The organism is Pseudomonas fluorescens (genome assembly GCF_902498195.1).
GTDB lineage: Bacteria > Pseudomonadota > Gammaproteobacteria > Pseudomonadales > Pseudomonadaceae > Aquipseudomonas > Aquipseudomonas fluorescens_BU.
In genome coordinates this window covers 994857-1013194 of the sequence record NZ_CABVIY010000001.1, presented here as the reverse complement: position 1 = coordinate 1013194, position 18338 = coordinate 994857, and the positions used below count along the sequence as shown (strand labels likewise).

General features: G+C 60.8%; 18 protein-coding genes. 10 read left to right on the top strand and 8 right to left on the bottom strand.

Annotation, left to right across the window (positions count from 1 at the left end):
- Window positions 1-84: 84 nt before the first annotated feature.
- The 4 genes from F8N66_RS04705 to F8N66_RS04690 all read left to right on the top strand — a co-directional run bounded on the left by F8N66_RS04705 (window position 85) and on the right by F8N66_RS04690 (window position 5277).
- Window positions 85-1188, top strand: a complete 1104-nt coding sequence (locus F8N66_RS04705) for an ABC transporter ATP-binding protein (protein ID WP_150769062.1) — start codon at window positions 85-87, stop codon at window positions 1186-1188.
- Window positions 1189-1205: 17 nt separating this feature from the next.
- Window positions 1206-2678, top strand: a complete 1473-nt coding sequence (locus F8N66_RS04700; protein ID WP_150769061.1) for a mannitol dehydrogenase family protein — start codon at window positions 1206-1208, stop codon at window positions 2676-2678.
- 144 nt (window positions 2679-2822) lie between these two features.
- Entirely contained in the window at window positions 2823-4319 is a 1497-nt protein-coding gene (gene xylB, locus F8N66_RS04695; protein WP_150769060.1) for a xylulokinase, read from the top strand.
- Between the two features lie 13 nt (window positions 4320-4332).
- Entirely contained in the window at window positions 4333-5277 is a 945-nt protein-coding gene (locus tag F8N66_RS04690) for a carbohydrate kinase family protein (RefSeq protein ID WP_150769059.1), read from the top strand.
- 109 nt (window positions 5278-5386) lie between these two features.
- Here F8N66_RS04690 and F8N66_RS04685 read toward each other — a convergent pair whose 3' ends face one another.
- On the bottom strand, window positions 5387-6688 hold the full coding sequence (locus F8N66_RS04685) for an OprD family porin (protein ID WP_150769058.1): 1302 nt from the start codon (window positions 6686-6688) through the stop codon (window positions 5387-5389).
- Window positions 6689-7023: 335 nt separating this feature from the next.
- On the opposite strand from F8N66_RS04685, the gene F8N66_RS04680 reads away from it, so the two are divergent.
- Both F8N66_RS04680 and F8N66_RS04675 read left to right on the top strand, forming a co-directional pair.
- Window positions 7024-7296: a DUF2790 domain-containing protein gene (locus F8N66_RS04680; RefSeq protein WP_150769057.1), complete on the top strand. Its 273-nt coding sequence runs from the start codon at window positions 7024-7026 to the stop codon at window positions 7294-7296.
- A 91-nt stretch (window positions 7297-7387) separates the two neighbouring features.
- Window positions 7388-7783: a hypothetical protein gene (locus F8N66_RS04675; protein WP_150769056.1), complete on the top strand. Its 396-nt coding sequence runs from the start codon at window positions 7388-7390 to the stop codon at window positions 7781-7783.
- Here the strand turns inward: F8N66_RS04675 and F8N66_RS04670 are convergent.
- A complete protein-coding gene (locus F8N66_RS04670) occupies window positions 7780-8052 on the bottom strand; it encodes a DUF1652 domain-containing protein (protein ID WP_150769055.1) in 273 nt (90 codons plus the stop codon). The genes F8N66_RS04675 and F8N66_RS04670 overlap by 4 nt on opposite strands.
- 304 nt (window positions 8053-8356) lie before the next feature.
- Between F8N66_RS04670 and eco the strand changes: the two genes are divergently transcribed.
- On the top strand, window positions 8357-8839 hold the full coding sequence (eco, locus tag F8N66_RS04665) for a serine protease inhibitor ecotin (RefSeq protein ID WP_150769054.1): 483 nt from the start codon (window positions 8357-8359) through the stop codon (window positions 8837-8839).
- 43 nt (window positions 8840-8882) lie between these two features.
- On the opposite strand, the gene ilvA is transcribed toward eco, so the two are convergent.
- Window positions 8883-9896, bottom strand: coding sequence for a threonine ammonia-lyase, biosynthetic (gene ilvA, locus F8N66_RS04660; RefSeq protein ID WP_150769053.1), 1014 nt, complete (start codon window positions 9894-9896; stop codon window positions 8883-8885).
- Between the two features lie 271 nt (window positions 9897-10167).
- Between ilvA and F8N66_RS04655 the strand changes: the two genes are divergently transcribed.
- A complete protein-coding gene (locus tag F8N66_RS04655) occupies window positions 10168-10503 on the top strand; it encodes a DUF2834 domain-containing protein (protein ID WP_150769052.1) in 336 nt (111 codons plus the stop codon).
- 133 nt (window positions 10504-10636) lie between these two features.
- On the opposite strand, the gene F8N66_RS04650 is transcribed toward F8N66_RS04655, so the two are convergent.
- Both F8N66_RS04650 and F8N66_RS04645 read right to left on the bottom strand, forming a co-directional pair.
- Window positions 10637-11560 carry a magnesium transporter CorA family protein gene (locus tag F8N66_RS04650; protein WP_150769051.1) on the bottom strand — a complete coding sequence of 308 codons (924 nt, stop codon included), beginning with the start codon at window positions 11558-11560 and terminating at the stop codon, window positions 10637-10639.
- Window positions 11561-11567: 7 nt separating this feature from the next.
- On the bottom strand, window positions 11568-13142 hold the full coding sequence (locus F8N66_RS04645) for a RimK family protein (protein WP_150769050.1): 1575 nt from the start codon (window positions 13140-13142) through the stop codon (window positions 11568-11570).
- 92 nt (window positions 13143-13234) lie between these two features.
- On the opposite strand from F8N66_RS04645, the gene F8N66_RS04640 reads away from it, so the two are divergent.
- Window positions 13235-14332 carry a GNAT family N-acetyltransferase/peptidase C39 family protein gene (locus tag F8N66_RS04640; RefSeq protein WP_150769049.1) on the top strand — a complete coding sequence of 366 codons (1098 nt, stop codon included), beginning with the start codon at window positions 13235-13237 and terminating at the stop codon, window positions 14330-14332.
- Between the two features lie 128 nt (window positions 14333-14460).
- Here F8N66_RS04640 and F8N66_RS04635 read toward each other — a convergent pair whose 3' ends face one another.
- Window positions 14461-15624 carry a PQQ-dependent sugar dehydrogenase gene (locus tag F8N66_RS04635; RefSeq protein ID WP_150769048.1) on the bottom strand — a complete coding sequence of 388 codons (1164 nt, stop codon included), beginning with the start codon at window positions 15622-15624 and terminating at the stop codon, window positions 14461-14463.
- A gap of 51 nt (window positions 15625-15675) precedes the next feature.
- Window positions 15676-15990: a hypothetical protein gene (locus F8N66_RS04630; RefSeq protein WP_150769047.1), complete on the bottom strand. Its 315-nt coding sequence runs from the start codon at window positions 15988-15990 to the stop codon at window positions 15676-15678.
- 195 nt (window positions 15991-16185) lie between these two features.
- Here F8N66_RS04630 and F8N66_RS04625 point away from each other — a divergent pair, with 195 nt between their 5' ends.
- A complete protein-coding gene (locus tag F8N66_RS04625; protein ID WP_150769046.1) occupies window positions 16186-17046 on the top strand; it encodes a Ku protein in 861 nt (286 codons plus the stop codon).
- 91 nt (window positions 17047-17137) lie between these two features.
- Here the strand turns inward: F8N66_RS04625 and lpxO are convergent, their stop codons facing one another.
- The gene (gene lpxO, locus F8N66_RS04620; RefSeq protein ID WP_150769045.1) at window positions 17138-18037 is read right to left on the bottom strand and encodes a lipid A hydroxylase LpxO; all 900 of its coding nucleotides are present in this window, start codon (window positions 18035-18037) and stop codon (window positions 17138-17140) included.
- Between the last annotated feature and the right edge of the window lie 301 nt (window positions 18038-18338).

Here is an 18338-nt window from a genome sequence, read left to right as displayed (position 1 = left end):
GCGAGCAAGCCCGCTCCCAGAGGGTGCAGCACCGTTTCCGGCAGCCCGGTTCAATTGAATAAAAACAAGTGGAGGCCCATCACCATGGCCAACCTGAAAATCAAGAATCTGCAAAAAGGCTTCGAAGGCTTTTCCATCATCAAGGGCATCGACCTTGAGGTGAACGACAAGGAATTCGTGGTCTTCGTCGGCCCGTCGGGCTGCGGCAAGTCCACCCTGCTGCGCCTGATCGCCGGCCTGGAAGAAGTCAGTGGCGGCACCATCGAGCTCGATGGCCGCGACATCACCGAAGTCAGTCCGGCCAAGCGCGACCTGGCGATGGTGTTCCAGACCTACGCCCTGTACCCGCACATGAGCGTGCGCAAGAACATGTCGTTTGCCCTCGACCTGGCGGGCGTATCCAAGGCCGAAGTCGAGAAGAAAGTCGGTGAAGCGGCACGCATCCTCGAACTGGGGCCGATGCTGGAGCGCAAACCCAAACAGCTGTCCGGTGGCCAGCGCCAGCGGGTGGCGATCGGCCGGGCCATCGTGCGCAATCCGAAGATTTTCCTGTTCGACGAACCGCTGTCCAACCTCGACGCCGCGCTGCGGGTGCAGATGCGCCTGGAACTGCTGCGCCTGCACAAGGAGCTGAAGGCGACGATGATCTACGTGACCCACGATCAGGTCGAAGCCATGACCATGGCCGACAAGGTGGTGGTGCTCAATGGCGGCAAAATCGAGCAGGTCGGCTCGCCACTGGACCTGTATCACCAACCGGCCAATCTGTTCGTCGCGGGTTTTCTCGGCACGCCGAAGATGGGCTTCCTCAAGGGCACCGTCACTCGGCTCGACAGCCAGGGTTGTGAAGTGCAACTGGACGCCGGTACGCGCATCAGCCTGCCGCTCAGCGGCGCCAGCCTGAGTGTCGGCGGTGCCGTCACCCTGGGCATTCGCCCGGAACACCTGGAACTGGCCAAGCCGGGCGACTGCACCTTGCAGGTCACCGCCGATGTCAGCGAGCGCCTGGGCAGCGACACCTTCTGCCACGTGCGCACCGCTTCCGGTGAAGCCCTGACCATGCGTGTGCGCGGCGACCTCGCCAGCCGTTACGGCGAAACCCTGAGCCTGCACCTGGATGCCGAACACTGCCATTTATTCGATGCCGACGGCGTGGCGCTGACCCGCCCGTTGCGCGCTGCCGCCTGACCTTTCGAGTGCTTGTGATGAAACTGAACAAACAAAACCTCAACCGCCTCGCCCCCGAGGTGGTCCTGCCCGCCTACGCCCTGAGCGACACCCGCCAGGGCATCGCCCACATCGGCGTCGGCGGGTTCCATCGCGCCCACCAGGCGTATTACACCGACGCGTTGATGAACCTGGGCGAAGGCCTCGACTGGGCCATCTGCGGCGTGGGCCTGCGTGCCGAAGACCGTCGCGCCCATGACGACCTCAAAGGCCAGGACTGCCTGTTCACCCTGTTCGAACTGGGCGACAGCGACGACACCGAAGTGCGGGTCATCGGCGCGATCCGCGACATGCTGCTCGCCGAAGACGGTGCGCAAGCGCTGATCGACAAACTCGCCGACCCGCAGATCCGCATTGTCTCGCTGACCATCACCGAAGGTGGCTACTGCATCGATGACAGCAATGGCGAGTTCATGGCCCACCTGCCACAGATCCAGCACGACCTGGCCAACCCGGATGCGCCGAAAACCGTGTTCGGCTTTCTCTGCGCCGCGCTGGCCAAACGCCGCGCGGCGGGGACGCCCGCCTTCACCTTGATGTCCTGCGATAACCTGCCGCACAACGGCGCCGTCACCCGCAAGGCGTTGCTGGCCTTCGCCGCGCTGCTCGATGGCGATCTGCGGGACTGGATCGCGCGCCACGTCAGCTTCCCCAATGCCATGGTCGACCGCATCACGCCGATGACCAGCACCGAACATCGCCTGCAACTGGCCGACCAGCATGGCGTGGATGATGCCTGGCCGGTGGTGTGCGAACCGTTCGTGCAATGGGTCCTGGAAGACAAGTTCGTCAATGGGCGCCCGGCCTGGGAAAAGGTCGGTGTGCAATTCACCGACGACGTCACGCCTTACGAAGAGATGAAGATCAAGTTGCTCAACGGCAGCCACCTGGCCCTGACGTACCTGGGTTTTCTGAAGGGCTATCGCTTCGTCCACGAAACCATGAACGACCCGCTGTTCGTGCGCTACATGCGTGCCTACATGGACCTGGACGTGACCCCGCAACTGTCGCCGGTGCCGGGCATCGACCTGAGCGACTACAAAGACACCCTGGTCGCGCGCTTCTCCAACCAGGCGATAGCCGATCAACTGGAGCGGGTGTGTTCGGACGGCTCGTCGAAGTTTCCCAAGTTCACCGTTCCCACGATCAACCGCTTGATTGCCGATGGCCGGGAAACCAAGCGTGCGGCGCTGGTCGTGGCCGCGTGGGCCTTGTATCTGAAGGGCGTGGATGAAAATGGCGATACCTACTCGATCCCCGACCCGCGTGCGGCGTTCTGTCAGGCGCTGGTGGCGGAAGATGGATTGATCAGCCAGCGGTTGCTGGGTGTCGAGGAGATTTTTGGCACGGCGATACCGCGCTCGGCGGAGTTTGTGGCGGCGTTCGAGTGGTGCTGCAACAGTTTGCGCGAAGTCGGCGTGACGCGGACGCTGGAGCGGGTGCTGGCCTGAGCTCAGCAATGAATGCACTTGCGTCTTCGCGAGCAAGCCCGCTCCCACTTTTGAACGCATTCCAATGTGGGGGCGGCAGTGCGACGATTCGACTTGCTCGCGAATGGCTTCACCGAGATTGATCCGAGATACCAAGGACTTACCATGGCAACCCAACAACTCTTCCTCGGCATCGACTGTGGCACCCAGGGCACCAAAGCCCTTGTCCTCGATGCCCTGAGCGGCCAGGTCCTGGGCCAGGGTGCCGCGACCCACAAGATGATCAGCGGCGCCAATGGCCGTCGTGAACAAGACACCGCGCAATGGCGGGACGCGTTCACCCTCGCCACCCGCCGCGCCTTGCTGGCGGCCGGCGTCGATGGCCAGGACATTCTCGGCATTGGCGTCTCAGGCCAACAGCATGGCCTGGTGTTGCTCGACGATCAGGGCCAGGTCTTGCGCCCGGCCAAGCTCTGGTGCGACACCGAAACCACCGCGCAAAACGATCGACTGCTGCAACACCTGGGCGGCGAGCACGGTTCGCTGGAACGCCTCGGCGTGGTCATCGCACCGGGCTACACGGTATCCAAGCTGTTGTGGACGAAAGAGCAGCACCCGGAGATCTTTTCCCGAATCGCCCGCATCCTGCTGCCCCACGACTACCTCAACTTCTGGCTCACCGGCCGCAGTTGCAGCGAGTACGGCGATGCATCGGGCACCGGTTATTTCAATGTGCGCAGCCGTCAGTGGGATGTGCAGTTGCTACGCCACATCGACTCCACCGGCCGCCTGCAAGCGGCGCTGCCGCAACTGATCGACGCCCACGCGGTGGTCGGCACCGTGCTGCCGGACATCGCCGAACGCTTGGGCATCAACCCGCAAGCGTGGGTTGCCAGCGGCGGTGGCGACAACATGATGGGCGCCATCGGCACCGGCAACATCCAGCCCGGCGCGATCACCATGAGCCTCGGTTCGTCCGGCACGGTGTGCGCCTATGCCGACTCGCCGGCAGTCAGCGCCGATGCCGCCGTCGCCACCTTCTGTTCGTCCACCGGCGGCTGGCTGCCGCTGATCTGCACCATGAACCTGACCAATGCCACGGGAGCGATCCGGGAGCTGTTCGAGCTGGACATCGAGTGTTTCAACGCGCTCGTGGCCCAGGCCCCTATCGGTGCCGAAGGCGTGTCCATGCTGCCGTTCCTCAATGGCGAGCGCGTCCCCGCCCTGCCCCACGCCACCGGCAGCCTGCACGGCTTGACCCTGACCAACCTGACCCGGGCCAACCTGTGCCGCGCGGTGGTCGAGGGGACGACCTTCGGTTTGCGCCATGGGCTGGACCTGCTACGCCACAATGGCTTACAAAGCCTGCGCATCTGCCTGATTGGCGGCGGTTCGAAAAGCCAGGTGTGGCGGCAGATCGTCGCCGACATCATGGACGCGCCGGTGATTTGCCCCGAACAAAGCGAAGCCGCCGCCCTTGGCGCAGCGATTCAGGCGGCGTGGTGCACGTCCCGGGCAAACGGGCAGGAAGACTCCCTGGCCAGCCTGTGCGAGCGTTGCGTGAAACTCGACATGGCCAGCCAAACCTTGCCGATCGCAGAGCATGTGGCGGCCTCGCAACAGGCCTATGAACGCTATCGACAGCATGTCGCAACCCTTTGAAGAGTGAACAACTATGTACCTGGTGTGTGGCGAAGCGCTGTTCGATTTTTTCAGTGAAAACGACCCCAGCGGTCTGGCTTCAAAAGTGAATTTCAAGGCCATTGCCGGTGGCTCGCCGTTCAATGTCGCCGTGGGCCTGCGACGTTTGGGCGTGGACGCGGCGCTGTTCGCCGGGTTGTCCACCGACCACCTGGGCCGGCGCCTGCTGCAAGTGCTGCAGGACGAGGGCGTGCGCACCGACTATCTGCTGGAGGTCGCCGCGCCCACGACCCTGGCGATGGTCGCGGTCGGCGCCAATGGCTCGCCGCAGTACAGTTTCCGTGGCGAAGGCTGCGCCGACCGGCAGTTGACGCTGGAGCACCTGCCGACGCTCGGGCCACAAGTACGCGGTCTGCACATCGGCTCGTACTCGCTGGTGGTGCAACCGATTGCCGACACCTTGCTGGCGTTGGTCCGCCGGGAAAGCGGCCAGCGCCTGATCAGCCTCGATCCGAATGTGCGGCTCAATCCTCAACCGGACATCGAGTTGTGGCGTTCGCGGATTGCCACGCTGGTCGAGCATGCGGACCTGATCAAGGTCAGCGATGAGGATTTGAGCCTGCTGTATCCCGGGCAGGATCCTGCGCGAGTGATTGGTGGCTGGCTGGAGCAGCGTTGTCAGCTGGTGTTGCTGACCCGTGGCGGTGAAGGCGCGACGGTGTTCAGTCGGGCTCATGGTTCGTGGTCGGTGCCGGCGTGTGCGGTGCAGATTGCCGATACCGTGGGGGCCGGGGATACGTTTCAGGCGGCGCTGATTGCCTGGTTGACCGAGCAGCAGATGGATTCGGTCGAGGGGTTGCAGCGCCTGGAGCGTGAGCAGATTGATGCGATGGTGCGGTTTGCGGTTCGGGCAGCGGCGTTGACCTGCGGCAAGACCGGGCCGGATTTGCCGTATCGGCAGCAGTTGAATCTTCGCTGAATGTCAGGACTTCTTCGCGAGCAAGCCCGCTCCCACATTTGAAATGCATTCCAGTGTGGGAGCGGGCTTGCTCGCGAAGGCGGCGTGTCTGCCACCACGAATCCAATGCTTACAGCACCGAGAAGTTGTAGCTGATGATCAACCGGGTCTCATCCACGTCCCGGGCATATTTCTCGTAGTTGGTGCGGTAGGTCGCGTTGCGCAGCCGCAGGCTGACATCCTTGAACGTTCCACTCTGCACCACGTACTTGAGTTCGCTGTCGCGTTCCCATTCCTTGCCTTCCTGATCGCTGCCCGGCACCTTGATGTGATCGCCGTTCACATAGCGGGTCAGGAATGTCAGGCCGTTGAGGCCGATGGCCTTGAAGTCATAGTCGTAACGCAACTGCCAGGAGCGCTCTTGCGCGGCGGCGAAGTCGTTGACCTGCACGTAGTTGACCAGATACGGGTTGGTGCCATCCAGGTACGGCATCGAGTTGTCGCCGTTCATGCGCTGCCAGCCGGCGCTGAAGGTATGACCGCTGATGGCGTAGGCGAGCATCCCGCTCAGGGCACGGTTGTCGATGGACCCGGCACGGGCGTCGCCGCTGTCGGCACTCTTGAGCAAGCGCAGATCGGCCTTGAGCACGCCGCCGCCCAGTGGCTGGTTGGCCAGCAAACCAAGGAAGTGCTGGCGGTAGATGTCTTCCAGTTCGGCGTAGTGATACTGCCCGGTCAGCCGTTCATTGATCTTGTAGTCAAAGCCGTACATATCGAAGTGATCGGCGGTGATGTTGCAGGCATAGCGCTTGTTCTTGCAGTGCACGCGGATGTCCTGGGCATCGGTGGAATCCCGGGCGGTGTACTTGTCCAGGCGCGCGGCCATGAACGACAAGTCCTTGATCTCCCTGGAGATGAGCATGGCGCCGTTGAACATTGTCGGCAGCAGGCGACCGTCGTTGTATTTGAGCAGCGGCACATCCGGTAACAGCGCGCCGTACTTCAACACGCTTTGCGAGACCCGGACCTTGGCCGTCAGCCCCAGCTTGGCGTATTGGTCTGCCGAACCCCGGGGGTTTTCCCCACTGGATGGCAGCAACCCGCTGTTGCTGCTGTCGGGGCTTGAGTCCAGCTTGAAACCGAGCATGCCCAAAGCATCGACGCCGAAGCCGACCGTGCCCTCGGTGTAGCCCGATTGCAGGTTGAGAATGAAGCCCTGGGCCGATTCCTCACGCTTGGAAGCGCCCTGTTCGGTGGCCGTGTGCCCGTCACGAAAATCGCGATTGAAATACACCGTGCGCGACTCGACAGTCGCCCGGGTGTCATCGATAAAACCGCTCGCCTGGACCGGCCCGATAAAACCGGCGCACAGGACTAAAGCGCCGAAGCCCAATGACTGGCGCGCGGTGATCAAGGTAAAGGGGGGACGCATGAAAAACTCCAACAGTGCTGCGCTTGCACTTGGGCGAACGCAGCCAAAAATAGCCTTCACCCGGAACCGTGACCGGCCGGGGAAGTGAACACGCGGGGGTGAGTGACAATGATGGCAGAAGGCTGGTTTGCGCTGCAGACGACTTTAGTCTGAACCACATCGCGCCTGCAGCGGGCCGCCGGACGGTAGTGGCAAAGCGACAGGTGGCGTCAACCAATCCTTGATTGCGCAGTCCAACGCGTACTGGACCGCACGCCCTCAGAGTCCTCTGACGCCCAGTGCGGCTGGTTCGACGACACGTCGAGCTAACTTTTGCCTGCACTGGAGAACGCCCCATGAACTCGCGCGCCCTGCTCGTTTCCGCTGTCTTCGTCTGTGCCCCGTTTGCCGTGATGGCACAGACCACTGACAACACCGCCACTGACGCCATCCCCTCCTACCACTACGGCATGCCCTTGCATGTAGGCAAGATCATCGCCTTGTCCGAACCCGATACCCTGGACTGCAAAGTGGTCACGGCGAAGATGCAATACATCGATGAGCAGTCGGGCCAACCGGCGGAACTCGCCTATCGGAAACTGTCAGACGCCTGCACGTATCAAAACTGACGGAAAAGTCTGAAATAACACCTTGCGGTATTCGGGTGAGGGTTCTGACGCTATGCTCTAGCGCCTTCCCTCACTGCCGCAAGGATTAGCCATGCAGTTATCGTTCAGGACGCTGTCAACGTTCACCGCCGCATTGTGTTTTCTATTGGCCTTGGCCTGGGGCCTGGCCCCTGAATGGATGCTGGCCACCTGGGATATCGAATACTCCCTGGCATCGGGCCTGCTTGCACGCCGCATGGCGGTGTTGTTCCTCGCACTGGGGGTGATGTTCTATCTGGTTCGCCATCAAGCGCCCTGCGTGGCCCGCAGTGCATTGAGCAACGGCTTCATGATCGGTTGTTGGGGTTTGGCGATGCTTGGCTTCGGCGAATGGCTCAACGGCCATGCCGGCCCGGGCATCCTGCTGGCGGTGGGAGTGGAACTGGCGCTGGGCCTGGCGTTTTTCCAGACCCGGCGCGTGTCGGTGGAACTCGAGACCGCAGGTTAAAGCGCTTTGCGGATCCCTTGGGTATGAGCAGGTTCTACGTAGTGTTGCTCAAGATCGGTACGCAATTCGGCGATCAGGTCGTTGATTTCCCGACAACCATTGAGTCGTTGGGCATTGATCCCCGTCTTCAGTAGCTCAAGCTGATCGGTTTCCCCATCGGCGTACACTTTTACGGTCATGGACATGTCAGGCGACAGCGTGCATTGGCAGCGTTTCGGCAGGAAACTGCTTTCAATGATATTGCGAAGTTCCAGGGCAGAAAGAAACATGGCGAACCTCTCCTTTTATGAGACTGCCAATCAACCATCGACACTGACTCATTTGAAATCCCGGCCAGCTCAAGAACAGCTACAGCATAAAACATGCCTGTAATCTCGCTGTGCAGTTCATCGGTAAATCAAGGGTTTGTTCGAATGGACAGTGAAAACTGTCGTGCACTTTGCAAAAAACGCCCCCGGCAGCCCTGCGAATTGCACGCCGCGACAACGCATTTGCGTTTGCCGCTGCCGGCGTCAAAAATAGATTGCAGCCGATCCAGTATCCGCTGACCCCTCACATTCGCAAGGAGGCATCATGGGTTCTCTGACCTGTAGCACCACCGTCGGGCTGATTGTTGCCGCACTGTCGGGCGTCGCGCACGCGGCAACACTCGAAGACGTCGCGCCGTTCCCGAAAGCCGACAGCGGCTTCACCCGTCAGGTCATACACCTGGCCCCGCAAACCCGGGAAGACGACTTCCAGGTCGAGATCCTCGCGGGCAAAACCTTGAGCGTCGACTGCAACCGTCAGCGCCTGGGTGGCATCCTTGAAGAGAAAAACCTCGAAGGCTGGGGTTATCCCTTCTACCGCCTGGAAAAAGTCATCGGCCCGATGAGCACGCAAATGGCCTGCCCTGACGGCAAGCGCCGACAGGATTTCGTACCGGTGGTGGGTGACGGCTTCATGCTGCGCTACAACAGCAAGCTGCCGATCGTGCTCTACGCGCCCGAAGACGTCGAAGTGCGCTACCGGATCTGGTCGGCGTCGAGCAAGGTCGACAAAGCCGTTTCCGAGTAATCGCTTCACCCAGGCGCAGCGGACGTTCACAGGTCCGCCGCCTTCAAGCCGGTGCGTCGCTCAACGCGGCGCGCTCGGCCACATGCCGCAAGCTGTCGAAATTGATGTTGGCGCCGGAGTCGATGGCCACGAACGTCTGCCCGCGAACACCGGCTCGCGCCACGTACTTCTTGATCCCGGCCACCGCCAAAGCACCGGAAGGCTCGGTGATCGAGCGGGTATCGTCGTAGATGTTCCTGATTGCGCTGCACAATTGATCGTTGCTGACGGTCAGCACCTCATCGACGCAAAACCGGCACACGTCGAAGCCGTGGGCGCCGATCTGGGCGACCGCCACGCCATCGGCAAAGGTGCCCACCGCTGGCAGTACCACGCGCTCGTCGGCATCCAGCGCTGCCTGCAAACAGGCGGAATGTTCAGACTCGACACCGATGATGCGCACCTCGGGGCGCAGGTATTTGACGTACGCCGCAATACCGGCGATCAAGCCGCCACCGCCCACCGGGACGAAGATCGCGTCCAGCGCCCCCTGATGCTGGCGCAGGATCTCCATGGCGACAGTGCCCTGCCCGGCGATCACATCCGGATCGTCAAAAGGCGAAACAAAGGTCTTGCCGGTTTGCTGTGCCAGGTCCAGCGCATGGGCCAGGGCGAACGGAAAGCTCTCGCCATGCAGCAGTGCCTCGGCGCCACGCGTGCGCACGCCCTCTACCTTCAACGCCGGTGTGGTGGCGGGCATGACAATCGTCGCGTCGATGCCCAGTTCCCGCGCGGCCAGCGCCACGCCCTGGGCATGGTTGCCGGCCGACGCGGTGATCACGCCCCGGGCTTTTTGCGCAGCGCCAAGGTTCACCAGTTTGTTGTAGGCGCCACGGATCTTGAAGGAAAACGTCGGCTGCAGGTCTTCGCGCTTGAGCAGGATCCGGTTACCCAGCGCTTCGGACAACGCAGGCGCCGGTTGCAGCGGTGTCCGCACCGCCAGTTCGTAGACCGGCGCGGCGAGGATTTTCTTGACGTAATGCTCAAGCAGGGCGTGTTGGGCGGTAGTACTGCTCATGGTCGTCTCCGGTGGTACAGCGTCCGTGCAGGCACTGTGAGGGTCAAAACCCGAGAGACAGAAAATGAAAACCCGCCTCTAGGGCGGGTTGGGTGCTGCAGTCGTGAGCTAGCCCGCCAAATGAGGAATGGCGGTAATAATGCTTGGCTGGCAGCGCAATACGGTGGAAGTCATGCCTGGAAATTAGCCGGGTGCCGAAGGCAAGTCAATGGCCAATTGATACTGGTCGCGGTACGCTGGCCATCCTGCTCATTGTCCCAAGGAAGGAAACATGAAGTCTGTCGCCCTGCCCCTCATTGCCCTGATTGCCTTCGCCGGCTACACCCTTTCGGTGATGCTCCAGGCCGAACAGTCGCTGATCGATTTCGGCATCAGCCTGATGTCCCGCCCGGATACCGCGCAAGTGGTGATCGACCTGTACTTGCTGGCGACGCTGGCGGGTATCTGGATGTACCGGGATGCGCGCCAGCGTGGCGGCTCGGCCTGGTCTGTGGTGCCTTACTGGCTGCTGACGGCGGTTTTTGTGTCGGTTGGGCCGTTGTTGTACCTGGTGGTACGCGGACTGCAGGATCGGAAGAGGTCGGGGGCTGAGACTCAACAGATCTGATCCGCAAATTGTGTTGAGTTTGAAATCGCTTTCGCGAGCAAGCCCGCTCCCACATTTGACCGTGTTCTCAGGAGCTACCCGGTCTAATGTGGGAGCGGGCTTGCTCGCGAAAGCGGCAGGACAGCCATCCGATTCATTTCGCCAGGCGCTTGAGCCCAAGCACCATCACCCCTGCCCCCAGCATCATCGCGGTCAAGAACAGTGGATACGACACCCACCACGGCGTGCCCGCCGTCATCATGCTGAATTCCGACATGCCGCCAATGCTCGCAATCAGGTTCAACGGCAAGAACACCACGTTGATCAGCGTCAACTTGCGCAGCAGGTTGTTCATGCTGTTGTTCATCAGGTTGCCCCGCGCGTCGATCAGCCCGGAAAACACCGTCGAGTAGATTTCCGCCTGCTTGTAGCACTGGTTGTTCTCGATGATCAGGTCGTCGATCTGGCCGATGGCATGGGCGTCGAAGTGTTCCTTTTGCGCATGATTGCGCAGTCGGGTCAGGACCGCGCCGTTGCTGTGGATCGCGTTGATGTAATAGATCAGGCTTTCGCTGAGGTTGAACATCTGGATCAGGTGCTGGTTCTGCATCGAGGCATTGAATTTCTGCTGCAACTCCCGCGCGACCAGCTTGATGACCTTCAGGTGGCCCAGGTAGTGATGGATGTTGTTGAACAACAGGTCGAGCAATACATCCTGCGGCGAGTTCAGCGCCTTGCCCCTGCCCAGGCCACTGAGCGGGGCGTCGTCGGTCGCAATCACCAGCAGGCGATCCGGGCAAAACAGCAGGCCACAGGACGACACTTCGAACGACAGGCTGCCCGCGCCCGAGTAGTTTTCCGGGCGTTTCCAGATCAGGAACAGGTTGTCGGGATGGAACTCGATACGTGACACCTCGTCGGGGTCCAGTGCCGAAGCGAGGGCATGTTCATCGAGTTTGAAGTGACTGTGCAGCAAATCCCGCTCGGCGGCATCGGGGTTGCTGAACAGCATGACGTCGGCGTCCAGGCGCTCGACGGCGTGCAATGCGCCGTGAGCCAGTTCGAAGCTCTTGATCATGGGCCGTTCACCAGGCCTGGCCACGGCGCTTGAGTTCCAGGCGGCGGACGAACTCTTCCAGCACCAGCGAATACAGATCGTCCTGCAGGTAGGCGTCTTCGATGCCGGCGTCCATGTTCGGGTTGTCGTTGACCTCTATCACCACCACGTTGTCGCCGGACTGCTTGAGGTCGACCCCATAGAGGCCGTCGCCGATCAGGTTGGCGGTTTTCACCGCCAGTTCCACCACCGCCCGTGGCGCTTCGTGCACCGCCAGGGTCCGGCATTCACCGTTGACGTCCTGGCCCTTGGCCTTGTGGTTGTAGATCTGCCAATGGCCCTTGGACATGAAGTATTGGCAGGCAAAGATCGGCTTGCGATTGAGCACGCCGATGCGCCAGTCGTACTCGGTGTAGAAGAATTCCTGTGCCAGCAACAGCACCGAGTGTTCGAACAGCTCGGCGGTGGCGTCGAGCAGGGCCTGCTGGCTTTCGACCTTGATCACCCCCTGGGAAAAGCAGCCGTCAGGGATCTTCAGCACCAGCGGAAAACCCAGGCGCTCGCCCACCCGTTCGAAGTCTTCCGGTCGTTCCTTGTAGAGGATTTCGGTGGCGGGCATACCCAGTTGATGACTCTTGAGCAGGTCCGTCAGGTAGACCTTGTTGGTGCAACGCAGAATCGACGTCGGGTCGTCCATCACCACCAGTCCCTCGCTTTCGGCTTTCTTGGCGAAACGGTACGTGTGGTTATCAACGCTGGTGGTTTCGCGGATCAACAAGCCGTCGTACTCGGCAATCCGCGCGTAGTCCTTGCGCTCGATCAGTTCGACGTCGATGCCCAGCGTCCTGCCGACCCTGACGAAGTTTTCCAGCGCCCTGGCATTGGACGGCGGCAAGGCTTCCTGCGGATCGTGCAGGATGGCCAGGTCGTAACGGGCCAGCCGGCGAGAGCGTGGCAGGCGCCAGATCTTGCGACTGAAACTGTCCAGGGAAAGGGCAAACTGATCTTCCTGGTCTTCGCGCAACTTATGCAACGCACCGGACTTTATACCTTCGATGTGCCAGCCATTGGTTCGACGAAACTCAACTAACAAGATCGGGCAAGCGAATACTTCAAACAACTGCCGGGCCAAATCCTGCAAGGGTTCTATATTGGTTTTGCCAAAATAAAGCGTCAGGGTAAACCCTTCGGTATCACTGTAAGCATGATGACTGAGGGCTTTTTCCAGGGCTTTATCCAAATCATCCAGCGCCAAACCGTAAAGGGACTTGCGCGTCAGCTCACTGATGGTTTTCACCGACGGAATAACCTTGTGCCCACGGGCTTCGGCCAGCAGCGAGCAGTAGTAACCGTGCCCGAGGTACTTGTAGCTGCGGCACAGGTTGATCACCTGAACCCTTTTTCCCTGCTCATGGTCGCGGGTTTGCTCCAGGTATTCCTGGGCCGTGACAATGTCTTCGCTGGGGAAGTAAGACGCCCAGTCTTCCTTGCGTTCGACGATGATAATCAACTGGCTGGAAGTTCTGTTCGAGTCATTTAAATAAGTTGCTGCCGGCAAAGTTTGCTCGGATACTTCGCGCCAATGACCTTGTACCGCTGACATAGTGATCGATCCGTTGGAGAACAAGACCTTTCCTATTAAGCACGAACTTTTTCGAAAGTCCCGTTTCGTTACGCAACTTTTACGGCGGTCATATGAATACGCTTTTTCGTTTGGCGGTACTGGAAGATTTGCCCGCGCTGTTGGCACTTGAAGAACAATGCTTCACCACCGATCGGCTCAACAGTCGCAGCTTTCAATGGATGATCAATCGCGCCCACGGGCAGCTGCTGGTGGCCGAACGCGGCGGGCACCTGCTGGGTTATGCCGTGGTGCTGTTCCACCGGGGTACGTCGCTGGCGCGCTTGTATTCCATCGCCATCGCGAACCAGGCCCGGGGCAATGGATTGGGCAAGCAGTTACTCGATCGCGTTGAAGCCTGCGCCATTGAGCACGATTGCGCTTATCTGCGTCTGGAGGTGCGTATCGATAATCCGGGGGCGATTGCCCTGTATGAGCGCAACGGTTATCGACGCTTTGCAGTGATTCACGACTATTACCAGGACCACGCCGATGCGTTGCGCCTGGAAAAGCGCATTCTCCAGCACCGCGACTCGCGCAACATTCAAGTGCCTTACTACCCGCAGACCACTGATTTCACCTGCGGCCCGGCGTGCCTGTTGATGGCCATGGGCGCGCTGCAACAGGGCCGCTCGCCGCAGCGTCGCGAAGAACTGCAGATCTGGCGCGAAGCGACCACCGTGTTCATGACGTCCGGCCACGGCGGTTGCAGCCCCCAGGGCCTGGCATTGGCCGCCTGGCGCCGCGGGTTTCGGGTGCGGCTGCAACTGAGCAGGGTCGGGCCGTTGTTTCTTGACGGGGTGCGGGACGCGCATAAAAAAGACGTCATGCGCCTGGTGCACGATGAGTTCACCGCGCAATTGCTTGAGAGCGATGTCGAGCAGGAGATCGGCGGGCCCCTGGAGCTGCCGCACCTGCTGGCACATGGCGGCCAGCCGCTGGTGCTGATCAGCAGCTATCGCCTGACCCGCTCCAAATCACCGCACTGGGTGATCGTTACCGATTGCGACGACGAGTTTGTCTATCTGCACGATCCCGATGTGGATCACAGCCAGCATCGTCAGGCCATGGACTGCCAGCATCTGCCGGTCAGCCATGGGGAGTTCGAGAAGATGTGCAGTTTCGGGCGGGACAAGCTGCGGGCGGCGGTGGTTCTGTATGGATCAGGCTAGGCACTCGCTTCTATCGTGATTCTTCCGGCGCCTTCGCGAGCAAGCCCGCTCCCACATTCGACCCTATTTCCATGATGGTACTCGGTCGATGTGGGAGCGGGCTTACTCGCGAAGGCAGCGTTTGAGTTTCACTTCAGTCCAACTTTATACAAGGCTCCATCCTCTTCATCGGTCAACACGTACAAATAGCCATCCGGCCCCTGCCGCACGTCGCGGATGCGCTTGTTCAGTTCACCCAGCAAACGCTCTTCATGGACGACCCTGTCACCGTCGAATTGCAGGCGGATCAGTTCCTGAGTCACCAGCGCGCCAATGAACGCATTGTGCTGCCAGGCCTTGAAACGATCCCCGTCGTAGAACGCCATGCCACTCAGCCCTGGGGATTTTTCCCAGACATGGCGGGGCCCGACGGTGCCTTCGGCGGTCTTGCCATTGGCTTCGGGAATCGGCTGGCCGGAATAGTTGATGCCGTGGGTAGCCAGCGGCCAACCGTAATTCTTGCCGCGTTCAATGATGTTGACCTCGTCACCGCCTCGGGGCCCGTGCTCGTTTTCCCACAGCGTGCCGTTCCACGGGTTGAGCGCCGCGCCTTGCGGATTACGGACGCCGTAGGCCCAGATCTCCGGACGCACCCCGGACTGACCGACAAACGGATTGTCGTCCGGCACTTTGCCGTCCGGGTAAATCCGCACGATCTTGCCTTGCAGTTTGTCGAGGTCCTGGGCGGTCGGCCGGTCGTTGTTTTCACCCAGGGTGATGAACAGATAGCCGTTGCGGTCAAACACCAGTCGCGAACCGAAATGGTTGCCGACCGAGAGTTTGGGCTCCTGGCGGAAAATCACCGTGAAATTCTTCAGGGTCGTCAGGTCTTCGGACAATTGCCCGCGACCGACGGCCGTGCCGGCCTTGCCACCCTGGCCGCCCCCCTCGGCGTACGACAGATAGAGCGTGCGGTCCTGCTTGAAGTCCGGGGACAACGCGACATCCAGCAAACCGCCCTGCCCTTTGGCCCAGACCTTGGGCACGCCGCCGATGGGCGCGGAGAGCTTGCCGTCAACGCTGACCACCCGCAGGTTGCCGGGTCGCTCGGTCACAAGCATGCCCTTGCGGTCGGGCAGAAACGCCAGGGCCCACGGATGGTCCAGGCCGTTGACGATCGACGTGACCTCCAGCGTGCCCTGTTCGCTGTTCATTTCCTGGGCCGGTGCCGCCTGGACAGGCAGCGTGGCGGTCATCAATGCACTGGCACAGACCGTTGCCAGCAGCGGTTTCAAGAGGGTTGGACGCAACATGCACGATTCCTTTTGTCATGCGAATGGCCGGCAGGACCGCTGCCTTGCCGCTCAACGATTGCTGTTGTTTCGAGGGGGTGGATTGGGGATGAATTTGGGTGGGCTGCCGGGCGCTGTTCCTTGCGGATAGCGATTGCCGATGCCGCCGTTGTCGAGGGTCGGCGGTCGCGGTACCGGCACGGTGTTCGGGCCCCGAATGGCCGGGGCGCCGGGTTGCGTGCCTTGCATGCTGTTGGGGTTGGCCCGGTGAATCGGACTGTTGTAGGGATTGTTGTTCCCGCTGTTCGGCAGGTTCTGCGCCTGGACCTGTTGGCCGAGAGCGCCGCTCAAGGCCAGCAGGATGAGGCCGGGGATGCATCGGTTCATGGGGTGCCTCTTCATGGCAAGCCTTGCGACATACGCGTTTACAAGGTCTTCGATAGCACGCTACGCCCAGGGTTCGGATTTGTTAACCAAAACCTCCAGGGGGAGATGTAACACGAAGTGATAGACCGCCGCAGGCCGCTGAAACTTTTGCGCGAGGCCGCGGGTCACCTGAACATCACTTTCGAGTAAACGACCATGGCGCGGGCAATCTGGAAAGGTGCGATCAGTTTCGGGCTGGTACATATTCCCGTCGCGCTGGTCTCGGCGACCTCGTCGCAAGGCGTGGATTTCGACTGGCTCGACAGCCGCAGCATGGACCCGGTGGGCTACAAGCGCGTGAACAAGGTCACGGGCAAGGAAGTCACCAAGGAACACATCGTCAAGGGCGTCGCTTACGAAAAAGGCCGCTACGTGGTGCTCAGCGAAGAGGAAATCCGCTCGGCGCATCCGCTGTCGACCCAGACCATCGACATCTTTTCCTTTGTCGAGCGCGAGCAGATCCCCTTGCAGAACATCGACACGCCGTACTACCTGGCGCCGGATAAACGCGGCGGCAAGGTCTATGCGTTGCTGCGCGAGACCCTGACCAAGACCAACAAGGTCGCCCTGGCCCGCGTGGTGCTGCATACCCGGCAATACCTGGCGGCCTTGATGCCGCTGGAGTCCGCCCTGGTGCTGGTGAAACTGCGCTGGCCGGCGGAGGTGCGCGGCCTGGATGAACTGGCGCTGGGCCCGGACGTGACCAAGGCCGACCTGGCCAAGGGTGAACTGGACATGGCCAAAAGGCTGGTGCAGGACATGAGCGCCGACTGGTCGCCAGATGATTATCGGGATGAATTCGAAGACAAGATCATGGCGCTGGTAGAGCGCAAGGCCCATGAAGGCAAGATCGAGGATGTGGAGACGGACACCGGGGAAGAGGCGCGCAAGACGGCGGATGTCATCGACTTGACCGAATTGCTCAAGCGTAGTTTGGGGGGCAAGGGGGCCGGTAAGCCTGAGGCCAAGCCCAAGGCGGCGAGTAAGCCCGCGCCCAGAAAAAAAGTCAGTAAGTGATGTGTTGAATGTTGCGGCTTATTCGCGGGCAAGCCCGCTCCCAAAGGGTCTGCGCAGACCTGTGGGAGCGGGCTTGCCCGCGAAGGCGTCCTCAAATCAGGATGAAGATCGCCAGCAAACCACCAAAGATCGCCCACTTTTCCAGGTAATAGAGCTTGCGATTGCGTTTTTTCAGCTCTTTGCCACGCAGGCGAATCTTGTAGATCCTGCCGAACAGACGATTGATGCCCCCGGTCTTGTCGCCCGCCTCGTTCGGCGCGCCGGCCGCCGACATCACATTGCGGCTGAACCAGCGATTGAATGCTGCCGCCCAGCGGTACTTCATCGGACGCTCGACATCGCAGAACAGAATGATGCGGTTCTGCTGGGTGGTGTTTTCGGCGTAGTGAATGAAGGTTTCGTCAAACATCACCGCTTCGCCATCGCGCCAGTGGTAGTTCTCGCCATCGACGTTGATATAGCAACCGGCATCGTTGGGCGTGACCAGGCCCAGGTGATAGCGGTAGGAACCGGCGTACGGGTCGCGGTGACGCACCAGTTTGGAACCCGGAGGCAGTTCGGCGAACATCGCCGCCTTGATCGAGCCGATGCTCTGCACCAGTTCGGTGGTGCGCGGGCAGAGTTTCATCGCCGAGGGGTGGCTGTCGCCGTACCACTTGAGGTAGAAGCGCTTCCAGCCAGTCTTGAAAAATGAGTTGAAGCCCACATCGTCGTATTGGTTCGAGCGCTTGATCTCGCCGGCCTGCAGCAGGCTCTGGCCTTCGGCGCGGATCTCCTCCCAGTGCGCCTGCAACGGGCTCAAGTCAGGAAAATCCGCCGGATTGAGGTAGGGCTTGTTGGGGATTTTCGAGAACAGATAGAGGAAGCAATTGATCGGCGCAAGAAAGGTCGAGTGATCGCTCAGCTGGCGGCCCAGTTTATGGCGCACGCGACCGCGCAGGTGAACGTACGCGATGGATACAACGTAGATAGCGGCAATGATGAGTTTCACGGAAATCGTCACACGTCAGAAGTGAACAAACTGCGCCCCCTGCCGGCCAGCGGCCTGTGGGTCTTGAGCAGCGTCTGAAATCGGAACAGCGGTGCCGGTGGCCATCCTTGAGCCGTGCCGATTATCGGCATCAGGTGAAAGATGGCATTTTAGCCAGCGTCTGTAACCAAATGTTAGCCTTCTACTGTGAAAATCTGTCCACTGGTGCCGCCAAACTGTCCCTGCGGCCTTATTGCCCTATCGTTTAAAGAGCCAGACCAGTACAATCGCCGCCAAACTTTACGCGCCCCCCCAGGTTGAT

Bases quoted from the DNA above. Each gene is read 5' to 3' on its own strand.
- F8N66_RS04705 (WP_150769062.1), top strand. From the start codon at position 85: ATGGCCAACCTGAAAATCAAGAATCTGCAAAAAGGCTTCGAAGGCTTT.
- F8N66_RS04700 (WP_150769061.1), top strand. From the start codon at position 1,206: ATGAAACTGAACAAACAAAACCTCAACCGCCTCGCCCCCGAGGTGGTC.
- xylB (WP_150769060.1), top strand. From the start codon at position 2,823: ATGGCAACCCAACAACTCTTCCTCGGCATCGACTGTGGCACCCAGGGC.
- F8N66_RS04690 (WP_150769059.1), top strand. From the start codon at position 4,333: ATGTACCTGGTGTGTGGCGAAGCGCTGTTCGATTTTTTCAGTGAAAAC.
- F8N66_RS04685 (WP_150769058.1), bottom strand. From the start codon at position 6,688: ATGCGTCCCCCCTTTACCTTGATCACCGCGCGCCAGTCATTGGGCTTC.
- F8N66_RS04680 (WP_150769057.1), top strand. From the start codon at position 7,024: ATGAACTCGCGCGCCCTGCTCGTTTCCGCTGTCTTCGTCTGTGCCCCG.
- F8N66_RS04675 (WP_150769056.1), top strand. From the start codon at position 7,388: ATGCAGTTATCGTTCAGGACGCTGTCAACGTTCACCGCCGCATTGTGT.
- F8N66_RS04670 (WP_150769055.1), bottom strand. From the start codon at position 8,052: ATGTTTCTTTCTGCCCTGGAACTTCGCAATATCATTGAAAGCAGTTTC.
- eco (WP_150769054.1), top strand. From the start codon at position 8,357: ATGGGTTCTCTGACCTGTAGCACCACCGTCGGGCTGATTGTTGCCGCA.
- ilvA (WP_150769053.1), bottom strand. From the start codon at position 9,896: ATGAGCAGTACTACCGCCCAACACGCCCTGCTTGAGCATTACGTCAAG.
- F8N66_RS04655 (WP_150769052.1), top strand. From the start codon at position 10,168: ATGAAGTCTGTCGCCCTGCCCCTCATTGCCCTGATTGCCTTCGCCGGC.
- F8N66_RS04650 (WP_150769051.1), bottom strand. From the start codon at position 11,560: ATGATCAAGAGCTTCGAACTGGCTCACGGCGCATTGCACGCCGTCGAG.
- F8N66_RS04645 (WP_150769050.1), bottom strand. From the start codon at position 13,142: ATGTCAGCGGTACAAGGTCATTGGCGCGAAGTATCCGAGCAAACTTTG.
- F8N66_RS04640 (WP_150769049.1), top strand. From the start codon at position 13,235: ATGAATACGCTTTTTCGTTTGGCGGTACTGGAAGATTTGCCCGCGCTG.
- F8N66_RS04635 (WP_150769048.1), bottom strand. From the start codon at position 15,624: ATGTTGCGTCCAACCCTCTTGAAACCGCTGCTGGCAACGGTCTGTGCC.
- F8N66_RS04630 (WP_150769047.1), bottom strand. From the start codon at position 15,990: ATGAACCGATGCATCCCCGGCCTCATCCTGCTGGCCTTGAGCGGCGCT.
- F8N66_RS04625 (WP_150769046.1), top strand. From the start codon at position 16,186: ATGGCGCGGGCAATCTGGAAAGGTGCGATCAGTTTCGGGCTGGTACAT.